The sequence below is a fragment of the Photobacterium alginatilyticum genome (assembly GCF_009910675.1).
In the GTDB taxonomy this organism is placed as follows: domain Bacteria; phylum Pseudomonadota; class Gammaproteobacteria; order Enterobacterales; family Vibrionaceae; genus Photobacterium; species Photobacterium alginatilyticum.
Genome location: NZ_RSEJ01000011.1, coordinates 121389 through 137168, shown reverse-complemented (window position 1 = coordinate 137168; position 15780 = coordinate 121389). Strand labels below are relative to the sequence as shown.

Here is a 15780-nt window from a genome sequence, read left to right as displayed (position 1 = left end):
TCAAGTTTTATTGATGTCTCAAATATCGTCAAGGCCCTAATTTTCTTGTGTGAGCATGATCGGCTAAAAGGGCGAACATGGACAATATATTGTGATCACAGTCACTCAATTCGGGGTAAAAACCGGATCCTATTTGCAAACTATCCCGAACCTGGATGATCATGGCCGAAACAAAGGAGTATCTATGGCGAGCCTACACGATGTCGCACGTCTTGCCGGGGTGTCTAAGTCCACGGTTTCACGAGTCATCAATGACGAATATGGCGTAAAAGAAGCGACCAAAATCAAAGTGCGCCGCGCGATCGAAGAATGCGGCTACGTCGTCAACCAAGTGGCGAAAGATTTAAAATCCAATAAAACCAATCTGATAGGTATTATCGTTCCCCGTGTTGCCTCCAATGCCGTCTCGCAGGGTGTTGATGGCCTGAGCAAGGCATTCGAGCTGGCAGGCAAGCACGTACTGCTGGCGAACAGTGCCCTGGAGGCTGGCAAAGAAATTCAGTACATCGAACTCTTCAATCAAAAACGGGTTGAAGGAATAGTGATGTTCGCCACCCATATCGACGATGCGCTGATCACCGCGATCAAGCGCTCGAAGGCCCCAGTGGTACTGATCGGCCAGGACGGCTCTGGCTTCAATATCCCGAGCGTGATCCACGACGATTACCGGGTTGGCTATTGTGCTGCCGAACAACTTCATCAAGCAGGTTGCCGTTCAGTTGGCTTTCTCGGGGTCAAAGGCGATGATATCGCTGTTGATCGCCAGCGCTATGATGGATTTTCTAATGCATTGAATTATTTAGGTTTAACGCCACCTCAGTTTCATACTCAAGGGCAATTTTCGATTGATTCCGGTCGTGAAGAGATGGCCCGGTTACTGGCAGAAAACCAGCGACCAGATGGTGTTTTCTGCGCCACGGACCGAATTGCCATCGGTGCGATCCAGGCCATTGCCGCGGCAGGCCTCAAGCCGGGCAAGGACATCAAGGTTGTCGGTGTCGGTAATGACGAAATGGCTTCAGTGGTGACGCCGGGCCTGTCGACATTCGCCTATGCCTTTGAGCCCGCAGGCAATAATGCCGCCAAAATGCTACTGGAAATCATCGAACAAGGCCGAAGCCAGGTCGCCAAGCTGGTGCTTGGCTTTGACTGGATACCGCGTCAGAGCTGCTAAGCAGCTCTGTTTCCCCTGCCTGCACAGCTCCGCTTCTCGCTAACATTAACTCGATCCTCCGCACACTTTTTCGTTGAGTCTTACAATTCCTGCGGCCACGACTTGCCTCAACGTTGATTCTGGTCTATTTTTGGAACGTTCCCGAAAATTTAAAAATCTGTATATTGTTGGTGCGGCCTCGTGCTAACAATTTAAGGCTATCATCCATGACACTGACTGAACTGATCACCGCTTGCGGTGGTAACGAAAATTTACTTCGAGCCCTTCGTGTCGAAGAGCAGGTAATCCTTGAGCTTGCTAATCCAGCGCTACGCTCTTCGGCTGCCGCCAAACTGCCGTTTAATACCCAGCTATCTCAACTCTCCTGGCAACCAGAGCATCCTCTCGATACGCATGAATGGCAGCAGCTCGGTCAATGGATAGAAGCCAACCAACGCAAGCAGCTACTTGGCGTTCAGGAGCTAACTACATCCATCCACCGCCCTAGCTGGCATATTGCGCCACCTCAGGGACTGCTCAACGATCCTAACGGCTTTATCTATCATCAAGGCGAGTATCACCTTTTCTATCAGTTATACCCGTTTGCCTGCGACCATAAAGATAAATACTGGGCTCACGTTACCAGCACCGATCTGATTAACTGGACAACCCAGCGCGTTGCCCTGTGTCCGTCAGATTGGTTTGATAGCCATGGTGTATTTTCCGGCCATGCTGTCAGCAACGGCGACGAGCTGATGTTGTTCTATACCGGTAATGTCCGTATCGGCGAGCAGCGCGATAGGATCACCACCCAATGTCTGGCGACATCACACGACGGGCTGCGTTTCACCAAGCACGGGCCGGTTATCGATACCCTGCCGCCCTCTGTGACTCCCCACTGCCGCGATCCCAAAATCGTCCGGCACAATGACCATTGGCTGATGTTGCTCGGTGCTCAGCATCAGACAGCTGATCATCAACTGCAGGGCCGTCTTGCCATCTATCGTTCCGATGATCTTTATCACTGGTCATATCAAGGCCTGTATGGCGATGAGCTAGGACAGTTCGGCTACATGTGGGAATGCCCGGATTTGTTTGAACTTAATGGCCAGCTTGCTGGGATTATCTGCCCTCAGGGAATCAAGTCCTCCAGCGAGCACTTCAAGGTTCCGCACCATAACGGCTATATCAAAGCGTCTTTGGATCAGGACGGCCACCTCACCCTTGGTGATTTCACCACCCTGGATTATGGTTTTGACTTCTATGCCCCTCAAACAGCCGAAACACCAGACGGGCGCCGTTTGCTTATCGGCTGGATGGGATTACCCGATGAAACCGATCAGCCAAGCAACCAAGATGGCTGGCTGCACCAGCTAACCTGCCTGCGGGAATTGAGCTGGGAAGGCGGAAAAATGTTCCAGCGTCCGGCGCGTGAACTACAGGCTCTACGTGGGGAAAAGCAGCAATACAGCTTTACCGAAGCATCGGTTTACCAAATCATCCACCTAGACACCAAGAGCTATGAACTATCAACTACAATAGCTTGGCCAGAAACCGGACAGAACACATTACGCCTGATGGATAATGGCGAACAATACTGCGATATCATCCTGGACTCGGATACTCAACGTATCCTGCTTGATCGCACCCATACTCTTTCTACTGATGGCGAACAGGTCCGTGAGATTATCTGGCACACAGGTGAGGATGTTGAACTTCAGGTATTGGCTGATCACTCTTCATTAGAGATATTCATTAATAATGGAGAATACGCAATGTCGGCCCGAGTATTCACGCCAGAGGATGCAACTCGTCTTCAGTTAATTTCCGACAGACCGCAGTTATGGCAAGACGTGACATTCTGGCCACTTGGTTAAGCATAATAGACCGCTTTAAATAAAAGCCGCAACCCTCGTCAAAGCGTGCTGGAAATCGTCGAAACGAAAGTTTCCAGCACTTAACTCTATATAAATACCGGTGCCTAACAGGTTATTAATAATCTAACGCGATTATCGAGACTATTATATTTTAAAGCACGGCATAAAGGTGTATATTTACTAAGTGCGTTACTTACTGCCCGGCTTTGTATTTAATAAAGTATGTGACTCACTATAAACCACTCTCCGAGAATGGAAAAAGCAGTTATATAAAGATGTAGCAAAATCTATATGCCCAATGTTTCATTGGTATCCTGTTATAAAACTCACAATTTGAATAATGTTTCGCCTACCTCTTCGGCCCAACACCAATGTAACAGGCTAAAAGCACTCTCCATGCACAAAATATCCTTTAATTATCAACAATTTAAATCAAAAACTCTCGTGATTCAGCGTCAATTTTATAGCGTCCAACTTAATCAAAGTAACGTTAAACTTACATAAGTCGCTTTTTTCGTTACCTAAAGAAACTATAAATTACACTATGTTACACCCAGTGTGACGCACGACTCGTAATTATTTTAAAACCTGTCTTATGATTAGCTACATCAATTGGAACGGTTAAACAAAAAGATTCCGATTAAAAGAAATTAACTCAACGTAGGATTAAGAAGATTAGTCTGACTATTCATACGACGTGTTATTGAATAAAGAAACCAACTTATCTTATTAATAGTATAGATGGCTGGTATCTTAAAGTTACACCGCTTTAGTATTTATCTAGCTCACTCACTAGATAGTTTAACTCAGCGTATTAAGCATTTTTATTAATCTAAAAATATTGTTTTAAAAGTTCATAATGAATGGGGGTTCAAATGAACGTTTTTAGTACTATGCAAAAAATGGGGCGTAGCCTCATGCTGCCGGTGGCATGTATGCCAGCAGCAGGTATCCTTCTAGGTATCGGTGGTAACTCAGAAGTTGCTAAATTCCTACCTGATATCGTAGCACAGGTAATGACCGAGGCCGGTCTGGGTGTGTTCGCCAACATGGCATTGCTATTTGCCATCGGTGTTGCACTGGGCTTTACAAAGAACGACGGTGTAGCTGCTCTTGCTGCAGGTCTTGGTTACCTAACAATGACTCGCGTTCTGGGTGTTGTTGCTGAAGGCACAGATACCGGTGTATTCGGTGGTGTCATCATGGGCTTGGTAGCCGCACAACTTTTCAACAAATATCATGATATCAAGCTACCAACTTACCTTGGCTTCTTCGGCGGTAAACGCTTCGTTCCAATCGTAACCTCTCTGGCAGCGTGTGTGGTAGCGGCTATCCTTGCTATCGTTTGGCAGCCAATCGGTGCCGGTATCGCAGCATTCTCTGAGTGGGCTGCTTACCAGTCTCCAGAAGTTGCGTTCGGTATCTACGGTATCGTTGAGCGTTCTCTAATTCCATTCGGTCTGCACCACATCTGGAACGCACCTTTCTTCTACGAAGTTGGTGAGTTCACAACGGCTGCTGGTGAAGTTGTTCGCGGTGAAATCCCTCGCTACCTAGCAGGTGATGCAACAGCGGGTAACCTGGCTGGTGGTTACATGTTCAAGATGTTCGGTCTACCTGCAGCATGTCTTGCAATGTACGTAACAGCTAAGCCTGAGAACAAACTAAAAGTTGCTTCTATCCTAGGTTCTGCTGCACTGACTTCGTTCCTAACAGGTATTACTGAACCAATCGAGTTTGCATTCCTGTTCGTAGCTCCAATCCTGTACGTTGCTCACGCACTACTAGCTGGTTCTGCTTTCGTAGTAATGATTCTACTAGGCATCAAGCACGGTACTACTTTCAGCCACGGCCTGTTCGACTTTACCCTACTGTTCGGTCAGTCAACTAACGGTTGGTTGCTACCAGTAATCGGTCTTGTCTACGCAGTTATCTACTTCCTAGTATTCGTTACGCTAATCAAAGCGCTTGACCTGAAAACTGTAGGTCGTGAAGACGAAGAAGAGTCTAAGACTGAAGTCAACACAGCTTCTGACGGCCTTGCTAAAGAAATCACTGAAGCATTCGGCGGCAAAGCTAACATCAAAGACCTTGAAGCTTGTATCACACGTCTACGTGTAACAGTAATCGATGGCTCTAAAGTTGACACAGCACGTCTGAAAGCACTGGGTGCAGCAGGTGTGTTCGAGAAGGGTGACAACTTCCAGGCAGTATTCGGTACTCACTCTGAAATCATCAAAGGTCAGATGGAAGCACTAGCTTAATCCTGAACACTTTGAATGAAACATCAAACCGGGCTTAGGCCCGGTTTTTTTATCCCTGCGTATCGGGATAACACTGAAAAAATAAGGGCAGCCACAAGGCTGCCTTTTGATTACTCAATATCGGCCAGCATTCTAGCCAGCAAGATATGCCGCCAATTGTTCGGCCGTCGGCAAGGCTGTCATCGCACCTTTCGCCGTTGTGGCAAGCGCACCGCAAGCATTCGCCTGCCTGATAATATCAAGCAGCTTATCTGCCTGCTGCCAGTCATCACTCGCCGCCAAACCTGCCAACAAGCCGCCAACAAAAGCATCCCCGGCCCCGGTGGTATCAACCGGACTAACAGGCCGTCCTGCCACCCGTTGCTGACACTCCGCCTGCACCACCAACGCCCCCTTCTTGCCCTGGGTGATAATTACCAGCGGCAGATTAAAGTTAGCGTTCAACCAAGCCAACGCCGACTGCAAATCGTCTTTGTCAGTAATGAATAACAGCTCATCATCAGAAAACTTCACCACATCAGCCAGTGCAACAGCCTCAAGAACCACAGATTTCAGCTCTTGTGGATTTGCCCATACCTCTTCGCGTAGATTAGGATCAAACGACACAAAACCGCCCGCGGCACGTATCGCAGTCATTGCCCCGAGGGTGGTCGAGCGCGAAGGCTCGTTTGCCAGTGCGATTGAGCAGACGTGCAACCATTCGCCTTGCTGAAAAGCAGGTACATCTTCCGGCACCGTAAACTGATCGGCACTGGGTTTCACCATGAAAGTAAAGCTACGTTCGCCATCGTCATCCAGATCGACAACCACTGTTGAGGTACGCTGATTGGCATCCAGATGCATCTGCTCGGTACCGACGCCTTCGTCGCTGAGTACCTGTTTCATAAAACGTCCTAACGGATCAAGGCCGACCCGGCCAAAAAAAGCACTGTCACCACCGAGGCGGGCGACACCCACCGCAACGTTTGCCGGAGCTCCGCCCGGGCACTTCAGGTACGTCCCTTCTCCCTCAGGGATCAAATCGACCACTGCATCCCCTGTTACCCATACTTTAGCCATGTTTCTACTCCGATATGTAAATTGTACATATTATTGCTAAATCGATTTAGCTGAACAACTGATACGATACCTATACCGAACAAAATGTGATCTGAACCCAAGAGAAGTCCCTACTAAAAGGAGCTATATTCAACCAATGCAAAAATGTGTTAGTATCGACACAAAAGCACAACAAACAATTCACATTCCCACATTCAATCGATAAGAGACTTACCTTGGCATGAATCACGCCAGTCTTCTCGCGCTAACCCATAATGCTGCCTTGCTATTGGCCATGATCTTTATCTACGACATGGCAACCCGCCGCAGTCATGACTCTTTTGATTTGCTTTGGAAACTCTTCATGGGTCTGGCCCTTGGGATTATCGGCACTATTATTATGTTCACCCCCTGGGAGTACGCGCCTGGGATCATTTTTGATACCCGCTCGGTACTGCTCGGGATTTCAGGGCTCTTCTTCGGGCCTATCCCCACCGTTATTGCGATGTCGATGACAGCTATCCTGCGGCTTTACCAAGGTGGCGAAGCGGCAGTAACCGGAGTAACGGTTATCATGGCTTCAGGTATCCTGGGTATCGCCTGGCACTATTACCGGCGGCGGCCATTATCAGAGCTAACCGCTCGCGAGCTCTACTTATTCGGGATCTTAGTCCATGGTGTCATGCTGGCACTGATGTTCACCTTACCCATGCCGATCGCACTTAAAGTGCTGTCTGATATTACCTTCCCGGTACTACTCATTTATCCGCTGATCACCGCAGCCATGGGGATGTTGTTTGTCCGGCGATTACAACGTGACAAAACCGCCGAGGCGCTTAGGGAAAGCGAATTCCTGTTTCGCTCCCAGTTTGATCTGGGCAACATAGGAATAGCTATTACTCACCCGAAAAAAAACTGGCTTCGTGTAAATCCCCGGCTATGCAAAATGCTCGGTTACACAGAGGAAGAACTTCTTCACCTAACCTGGGCCGACCTTAGCTATCCTGAAGACCTGCAGCTGGATCTGATCCAGTTTGATCAAATGGTGGCAGGTAAAATAGATGGTTATTCACTTGATAAGCGCTTTATCCGTAAAGATGGCGGTATCGTCTATGTTCACATGACTATTGCCTGCTATCGGGTCGAAGGAAAAGTCCAATTCGCGATTGCTGGCATGCTAGATACCTCAGAGAACAAACATGCCGAAGCCAAACTTGTTGCCCAAAAAGAGCAGCTAACCTCTGTCCTTGCCGGCAGCGAGCTCGGATTTTGGGACTGGAATATTCAAGCCAACACCGTACAACGAAATGCCCGTTGGGCTGAAATGCTAGGCTACAGCTTCGAAGAAATAAAACTGGATTCAACCCTATGGCTTAATCGCATTCATCCCGAGGACAGGCAGGCCGCCCAACAATCCTTGGATAATCACCTTGAAGGGCGTACCTCTCAGCATAAAGCTGAATACCGCATGCGCACCAAGCAGGGGGACTACAAGTGGATCCTCGACTGCGCGAAAATCGTTAATTTCGGCGCTGACAGCAAACCGCTGCGAATGTGTGGTACCCATACCGATATTACCGAGCGCAAGCTGGCAGAAGAGTCAATGCAGCTGGCATCCATGGTTTACCAAAACAGCAGTGAGGCAATGGTGGTCACCGACAGCGACGGCGAAATCATTACTACCAATCCGGCCTTTACTGAAATAACCGGCTACTCGCTCGATGACGTCAAAGGCCAGAGCCCCAAACTGCTGGTGTCGCGCAAACAAGATAGCAATGTTATCCAGAACATGCTCCACACACTGAGTATCAATGGTCACTGGCAGGGAGAAATCCAAAAGCGCCACAAAAGCGGGAAGACATATACAGCCTGGCTTACAGTGAACTCTATTACCAATGCTGACGGTACTATCCACCGGCGTGTTGCCCAGTTCTCAGACATTACCGACAAGAAAAAGTCTGACGAGATCATCTGGACCCAGGCCAATTTCGATGCCTTGACCGGCCTGCCAAACCGCCATATGTTTATTAACCAGCTTGAGCAAGAAAAGAAAAAGGCACACCGGGCTAACCGTCCTATGGCACTACTTTTTCTTGATCTCGACCACTTCAAGGAAGTCAACGATACCCTGGGCCACAACGTTGGCGATCAGCTACTGGTTGATGCCGCGCAGCGCCTGCAGAGCTGTGTCCGCGACACGGACACCGTATCGCGCCTTGGCGGTGATGAGTTTACAGTCATACTCAGCGAGCAGGACGATGCCCACGGTGCCGAGCAGGTGGCGCAAACCATTCTCAGCCAATTCTCTGTGCCGTTTTCCATCGGTGTTGAAACTATCTATATATCACCGAGTATTGGTATTACCCTCTACCCGGAAGACGGAACTGACGCCGATACCCTGCTCAAAAATGCCGATCAGGCTATGTATGCAGCCAAAGAGCAAGGACGAAACTGCTACCGCTACTTCACTTCGTCGATGCAGGAAAAGGCCCTGTACCGCCGTCAACTGGCCAATGAGTTGCGCCTTGCACTCAATAGCAGCCAATTGCAGCTGTACTACCAGCCGATTGTCGAGCTAACCACAGGTAACATGACCAAGGCCGAGGCCCTGATCCGCTGGTGCCATCCAACACTCGGCATGATCAGTCCGGCGGAATTCATTCCGGTTGCCGAAGAAACCGGGATCGTAATCGAACTTGGTGACTGGGTTTTCCACCAGGCTGCCCAACAAGCTGCCCGATGGCGAACTTTGCATGACCCAGAGTTTCAGATCAGCATCAACAAATCCCCGCTGCAGTTTCGTGACAAGGGCAATGATATTTCACGCTGGATCGATCACCTCCGCTCGCTAGGTCTGCCGGGGCAGGCAATCGCGATTGAAATTACCGAAGGACTATTGCTTGATGCCAGCAAGGCAGTAACAGACAAATTACTCGAGTTTCGTGATGCCGGTATCGAAGTATCACTCGATGACTTCGGCACCGGTTACTCATCGCTCTCCTACATCAAGAAATTCGACGTCGACAATATCAAGATCGACCAATCTTTTGTCCGTAGCCTCAAGGCTGGCTCTGAAGACCTCGCCGTTTGCGAAGCCATCATCGTGATGGCGCACAAACTCGGTTTGAAAGTGGTCGCTGAAGGGATTGAAACCAATGAACAGCGTGCCCTACTGGCTGCTGCAGGCTGTGATTATGGACAAGGAAGCCTCTTTTCCATGCCGCTACCGGAAGAGGAATTTAGCGCGCTACTGTCGTCAAAGGAAGTCGCCGAAGAAGTCGCCATATAACTCAGGCAAAAGCCCGGAACAGCTTATATTTATTAGGGTAGTTTATTCCACCCACTTGAAGGAACGCTTCAGAAACGACACAGCCTGATGCTCAACTATTTCTCCATGCGCCATGATAATTCGCTCTGGCTGCCAATTAAGAAGCAACTGAACATGCACTTTCACCACTGGCTTTTTAAAACTAAGCCGCCAGTCCAGTGGCGTTTTGCCGTTAGGTGCAATAATCCCGGCCCCTTTGGCCAATAACTTGCGCCAGCCTTTGAAATGTCCGGGAGGAAAGTTCTCTATCAAATCAGTCACGATCACAGTGTTTGTTGCACGATGGAAGAAAACGCACTCCTGCATCAGTGGTGAGCCACTCACCAACCGCTGGTCGATTTCATCTTGCCAGGGCCAGCTTTCGACAAGCTGGGGATGAAATTGCTCGGTCAGATTAAGTGATGCATCGAAATGTAGATCTTCGCGCTTGGAAATCACCTCATCAGTGCCAAAAAGCTGCGCATCAGGATAGTGCTCTAACCACTGGCCCAAATACAGATGATGCAGATGATTGGGGGCAATAAGGTATTTGACCCGCCCCAAGGCAGCCAACTGCTCGGCAAGCTCCGGAGAATAACGAACAGGACTGTGAAGCCAAAGATCACCCGTTTGCAGCCGGATCACCGTCATCCGGGTTGTAAAAGGGCAGCAATAAAAAGAGACCGTGTCTCCGTCAACAATCCATAGTTCTTTGGCCAGCTGTTTCATGGTGTTCCTTACTTAAGCCGATTCACTCAACCCATTACCGCCACCATAATAACGCGCAACTATTGTGTATTAACTCTGATATTGTGTGTAAATGAAGAATAACAGCTGTTTTGAGGTTAAGTTGACATTCTGTCTGCAAGGCGAAAATGTATTTACACTACATCTCTCGGCTTTCGCTCCATAAAAATAAACTGTGCATTTTCACTGACTTTCTTAAAGCCATAGCGTTCATACAGGCGGCCAACACGGTTACCCTGCAAATAGTCTAATCTGCAGGTTAGTTGTTGCTGGTCTGCATGTTTAGTTACGTCAGCCAGAATGGCACTGCCAATCCCCCTGCCATGGCATTCCGGAAACAAGAAGAACCGCCCAAAATACAGGTGTTCCTCGCTCTCCTTGACCAGGTACGAGCCAATTGGCTCACCATCAGACAAAATCAGAATAGGCTTGCACTCAGACCACTCTTGACGGTGCAACTTCTGTTGTTGCACCTCATCCCAGCCAAATACCGCCTTAATAGGCCCTTATTCAGCGGCTTTTATTCAACTTCCTCATACGTCTTCGCCATCTCTTCGGGAGCAATACCGTATCCGCCATCGGCTAAGTAGCCACCTTTGTATACAGTCATTCCTTTATCATTCCATTCAACCGCAATAACGGCAGTGTCCCCGTTCTCGCTACCTAGCATGGTGAGGACTTCCTCGGTAATTGGAATAGCCCTAATGGTCTTGATCCGCTTGAAGGGTTCAAACTCGGTGAACTCTGGCAGCTTGCCGTATGTCGTCTCCCATTTATCCTTAGGGACCAACCACTCATTGAACACGGCACCACTCACCGGATCAGGGTTACGGGCAATCACCACAGCATCAGACAACTCGTTCTCGGTTTCCAGTACCGGCTTTCCTGCCTCGTCGGCGACATAGGTCGGAAATGCCCGGCCAATTTCACTATGATGAGGCAGGCGGCCATAGGTCAGCGCCTTCTTGCGAAACTCTTTGGCTGAGTCAAACTCGGCCATCACTTCTGGGACGTCTTGGAAGGCAACGGGAACAGTATCGGCAGAGACGCCGAAACTCGATAGCCCCATAAAGGAGCTAACGGCTATCGCAAGTAAGGCGTTTTTCATTTTAATCTCAATCAGATCAGGCTAAACATATCTGGCCATGTTAATACCAAATTATCCAATGACCTAATTTACTCTTTCGTCATTGCCTTTACGCGGCTGAAGAAAGATATCCCGGCAAGTACGAGAGCACCTGATAGTAGTCCTATTACCGCATTAACCAGAGCCGGTAGCATGAGTGGGCCGCCGGGGATCATGTCAACCCGCTCAACAAGTAGGTGAACTAAGGCATGAGAGTTCGGGATACTGTGGACAACAATACCGCCACCGACTAAGAACATGGCTATGGTGCCGACCACGGCTAAAAACTTCATCAAATATGGCGCGGCGTTGATTAATGCATTACCAATCGCATGTTTAAAAGATGCAACATAGCTATTTTTAATCAGGTACAGCCCTAAGTCATCGAGTTTGACGATAACCGCCACTAACCCATAGACACCGATAGTCATCAATACGGCAATCAGGCTGATCACCAGTACCTGGGTAACAATAGGCACTTCCTGCACCGTACCCAGCGCAATCACAATAATCTCAGCCGACAAGACAAAGTCCGTCCTAATCGCGCCTTTAATCTTTTGCTTCTCAAACTCAACAACATCGTCGGCTTTATCCAAGCCATCTAGCAGTTCGGACTCTTTTAGCTGCGGGGAATGAAACATTTTTTCGACGACTTTTTCAAATCCTTCGTAGCAAAGAAACAGGCCACCAACAAGCAGCATTGGGGTGATCAGCCACGGGGCAAAAGCGCTGATCAGCAAAGCCGCCGGAACCAATATTAACTTGTTTCGAAGTGATCCTTTGGCTACAGCCCAGACAACCGGTATCTCCCTTTCGGCCCTCACGCCCGAAACCTGCTGGGCATTCAAAGCAAGATCATCACCTAACACGCCAGCCGTCTTTCGGGCGGCAACTTTACTCATCACCGCCACATCATCAAGCACAGTCGCGATATCGTCTAATAGGACCAATAAACTTGCTCCAGCCACATAGCACTCCTAACAGTCAGATTTTACGAGAATATTTTTTAAACATAGCGAACGTTCTCTGTTGCATCAAACTGTTCATGACAGGTTAACTGTAATTTCACTGCCGCCGTCACTTTTCGCTTTGCCAAAGCAATGGCGACTACGAGTAATTACTTCACCAGTGTCGGTAACACGTCGTCAGTCATGATCTTGTCTATTAACGATCCCGAAAAAAAGCTGTTGGCCGTTTTTACAACGACCAAATCAAGATCTTTGACAATTGCTATCTCCTGCCCGCCATAACCAACGGCCTTGATGGCCGGATATTTTTTACCTTGATGATAATAGGCCGAATTCCACCAGAAATAGCTGTATTTATTACCGTTGGCCTCGAATGACGAGGCCGGTTTCATCGACTCGTTAATCCAATCGGCATCAAATAGCTGCTTCCCGTTCCATTCGCCTTCATTAAGCACCAGTTGCCCCAGCTTCAACATATCACGAGGCCGCAATACGACACCGCCGGCCACATTGGAACGCTGATCTTTTTGCTTGACCCAGAAAGCATTCTGAAAACACAGGGCCGACAAAGGGCCTTTTCTGGCGTACTCGCTGACAGATGGCTGTTTGCTGGCAACACGGAGAATCTCCCCCATCACACTCACCATTCGTCCGCTGTAGGTAATACTGCCTTTAGTCGTACTTAGTGGCTGCGACAACACATAGGCAACTGAATCATTACCATTGAATTCGATGCCCGCAGTATTGGGCGAGCTATCTTGATGTCTCAACCAGTTGTCCCAGTACAGGCTGGGAGACATCGTCAATAGGTGCCTGAGAGTAAGCCTCTTTCTATCTCCCTGGAAATACATTTTATAGTCTGGCAAATAACTCACAGCGGGTTGGTTGATATCTTTTATAGCCCCCTGTTTAACAGCCATCCCCACCAGCAGTGATGTCAGACTTTTGCTCACTGACAACATCATATGGGGTTCACTCGCCTGCCAGCCGTTGAAGTAACGTTCGAATACCAGTTCGCCATCTTTGAGGATCAGCAAACTATTTATCATTCCGTAATCCAAACGGCCGCCTTCTATTTTGCTAACTAAAGACTGCATTTGGGGCGAGCGCTTTAACCACTTCTCTCCGGCAACTCGGGCATCTGGGTAGGGGGCAGCACACTGTTCACTCGAGGGGTGACTGAACTCACTATAGGCTTGCGAGTCACTGTACAGGGCGGAAATATATCTCTGCGGGTCTAAGACTTCTCGTCGGTAGACGTGCCGTACCCCATAGAGACTGACCGCCTTTAGTTGATATCGTCCATCTTGCTTTTTTTTGAATTGACCGTAGATGTCAATATTCGCATTCTTTGCTTTGAATTTACCGGTTTCATCAATCACCAGCTCGACCGAGCTCGGGGACACATGTGCAAAATAACGCTGCCCATGCTTTTTAATCACGGTATAGGGGATAAGGCCGATATCCGCCTTATATATCCCGACATAAGGATCAACATCACTTGCTATGGCCTTTGTCGGAAATAACAAGAAACACAGAACCCAGCAGAGAGAAGAGATAAGTTGACGAATCAAGTTCGAGCGCTGTTGAGGTGGGGAGCCAATCGTCCAGTCACAAAGCTTAATACGCAATTTCATACCTTCCTTAAGTACACATTACGCTAACAAGGCGGTAGCAGACTAGCTTGCTTACCTAATTAATCCTGCTGTACTACTTGCTAGGCAGAACCCTGCTATCCAATTGATTTAAAATAGGTAATAAACTTGACTATAACAGTCAGTCATTTGCCTCAAAGCAGACGACGATAAAAACTGTTGTCAGCTCACGAAATTGCCCCCCGCTAAAAGCAATTTATTGCCCATATCAGCACAATTTAGAAGCATAACTTCCTTTTTCGATTTAATAGAGCATGTGTTCTATTAATAGATATCCAGCAGTACTTCAATTCTTTGCTTCCACACGTATATCATTCTCAGTTTTGTAGCAGCGCAGTAGAAAAACAGTTATCAGCTCGCGGACACCACATTCCTCCACTAAGCTAATTTACTATAAAATATCCATATTCATTCAGCTCGGCAGAGCACGCTAACACCATTGATTTCGGGCGCCCTTCGCGGGAAAACATTTTGCTGCTGTATTTATCAAGGACAGGACCAGTAACGATTTAAGGTGCTTTCTGTATGGCTATTGCCATTGCCTTGATACTGATTGTCATTGCCTCCGTTGCATTCCACTACTACAGTCCGTGGTGGTTGACGCCTGCTGCATCGAACTGGGGCGAGATCGATGATGCCTTCACACTGACCATCATCATTACCGGTGCTTTTTTTATTGTTATCAACCTGCTGATTGCCTGGATAGTGATCCGTTACCGCCATAAGCCCGGGCGAAAGTCGACCTATCAACCGGAAAGCAAAAAGCTCGAGGCGTGGCTTATCGGCCTCACTACCGTCGGGATTGTTGCACTGCTGGCTCCGGGACTGGTGGTCTACGGAAAATTCGTCACTGTGCCCGAAGAAGCACAAACGTTCGAGGTGGTCGGCGAACAATGGAAGTGGAGCTTTCGTTTTCCCGGTAAAGACAATCAGCTGGGTCAGACTGGTATTCAGTTTATCTCCCCAACCAACCCTATGGGGCTCGACCCTGACGATCCGGCCTCGGCCGATGACAGAATCATCATCGGCCCCGAGCTGCATCTGCCGCTGTTCACCTCGCTCAAAGTTTTGCTCCGATCGAAAGATGTCCTGCATAACTTTAATGTCCCGCAGTTCCGCGCCAAGATGGATCTTGTACCCGGTACCGTCAGCTATTTCTGGTTTACCCCGACCCAGCGCGGCACCTTCGATATTCTTTGTGCCGAACTATGCGGAATAGGGCATTTCAATATGCGTGGTCGGGTAATTGTCGAGGATGATGCCAGTTTCGGGGTCTGGTTGGCATCCCAGCCAACCTTCGCCGACAGTCAGCAACCACAAACCACCAGCGATACCACCAATCTGGTCGAACTGGGAAAAACCTTATCTGAAGTTAACGGCTGTATCGCCTGCCACAGCCTGGACGGCAAACCCGGAGTCGGTCCCACCTGGCTCGGCCTGTATGGCAAAACCGAGTTGATGTCTGACGATGCCGAGGTGGTGGTTGACGATGCCTACCTGCGTACCGCCATCCTCAATGCCGGAGCCGAAATCGTCAAAGGCTATCCGGCCATCATGCCGGTCTATCAGTTTAACGATCAGGAAGTCGAAGCCATTATCGCCTATATCAAAGCGGTATCGGAACCATCGCCCAGCCCATAGCCAA

Annotated in this window: 11 protein-coding genes; 5 read left to right on the top strand and 6 right to left on the bottom strand. The window is 48.7% G+C overall.

The genetic code is table 11. The annotated features are described in order from the left end of the window. Positions 1-184: 184 nt before the first annotated feature. The 3 genes from EIZ48_RS12290 (at position 185) to ptsG (ending at position 5294) form a co-directional block, all read left to right on the top strand. Positions 185-1174, top strand: coding sequence for a LacI family DNA-binding transcriptional regulator (locus EIZ48_RS12290; protein ID WP_160651649.1), 990 nt, complete (start codon positions 185-187; stop codon positions 1172-1174). A gap of 206 nt (positions 1175-1380) precedes the next feature. Further along, the gene (locus tag EIZ48_RS12285; protein ID WP_160651646.1) at positions 1381-3030 is read left to right on the top strand and encodes a glycoside hydrolase family 32 protein; all 1650 of its coding nucleotides are present in this window, start codon (positions 1381-1383) and stop codon (positions 3028-3030) included. Positions 3031-3905: 875 nt separating this feature from the next. Beyond that, the gene (gene ptsG / locus EIZ48_RS12280) at positions 3906-5294 is read left to right on the top strand and encodes a PTS glucose transporter subunit IIBC (RefSeq protein WP_160651643.1); all 1389 of its coding nucleotides are present in this window, start codon (positions 3906-3908) and stop codon (positions 5292-5294) included. Positions 5295-5426: 132 nt separating this feature from the next. Here the strand turns inward: ptsG and cscK are convergent, their stop codons facing one another. Continuing rightward, on the bottom strand, positions 5427-6353 hold the full coding sequence (gene cscK / locus EIZ48_RS12275) for a fructokinase (RefSeq protein ID WP_160651640.1): 927 nt from the start codon (positions 6351-6353) through the stop codon (positions 5427-5429). Between the two features lie 220 nt (positions 6354-6573). Between cscK and EIZ48_RS12270 the strand changes: the two genes are divergently transcribed. Continuing rightward, positions 6574-9621, top strand: a complete 3048-nt coding sequence (locus tag EIZ48_RS12270; RefSeq protein ID WP_160651637.1) for an EAL domain-containing protein — start codon at positions 6574-6576, stop codon at positions 9619-9621. A 42-nt stretch (positions 9622-9663) separates the two neighbouring features. Here the strand turns inward: EIZ48_RS12270 and EIZ48_RS12265 are convergent, their stop codons facing one another. The 5 genes from EIZ48_RS12265 to EIZ48_RS12245 all read right to left on the bottom strand — a co-directional run bounded on the left by EIZ48_RS12265 (position 9664) and on the right by EIZ48_RS12245 (position 14117). Continuing rightward, positions 9664-10368: a DUF4336 domain-containing protein gene (locus EIZ48_RS12265; RefSeq protein ID WP_160651633.1), complete on the bottom strand. Its 705-nt coding sequence runs from the start codon at positions 10366-10368 to the stop codon at positions 9664-9666. Positions 10369-10520: 152 nt separating this feature from the next. Then, a complete protein-coding gene (locus EIZ48_RS12260) occupies positions 10521-10859 on the bottom strand; it encodes a GNAT family N-acetyltransferase (RefSeq protein WP_439126578.1) in 339 nt (112 codons plus the stop codon). A gap of 47 nt (positions 10860-10906) precedes the next feature. After that, positions 10907-11494 (bottom strand): hypothetical protein, encoded by a 588-nt coding sequence (locus EIZ48_RS12255; RefSeq protein ID WP_160651630.1) that lies wholly within the window; start codon positions 11492-11494, stop codon positions 10907-10909. Positions 11495-11562: 68 nt separating this feature from the next. Then, complete coding sequence (locus EIZ48_RS12250; protein WP_160651628.1) at positions 11563-12480, bottom strand: DUF808 family protein; 918 nt, start codon at positions 12478-12480, stop codon at positions 11563-11565. A gap of 149 nt (positions 12481-12629) precedes the next feature. Beyond that, positions 12630-14117 (bottom strand): serine hydrolase domain-containing protein, encoded by a 1488-nt coding sequence (locus EIZ48_RS12245; RefSeq protein WP_160651624.1) that lies wholly within the window; start codon positions 14115-14117, stop codon positions 12630-12632. Between the two features lie 543 nt (positions 14118-14660). On the opposite strand from EIZ48_RS12245, the gene EIZ48_RS12240 reads away from it, so the two are divergent. After that, positions 14661-15776, top strand: a complete 1116-nt coding sequence (locus EIZ48_RS12240; protein WP_160651620.1) for a cytochrome c oxidase subunit II — start codon at positions 14661-14663, stop codon at positions 15774-15776. The last annotated feature ends 4 nt before the right edge of the window (positions 15777-15780 follow it).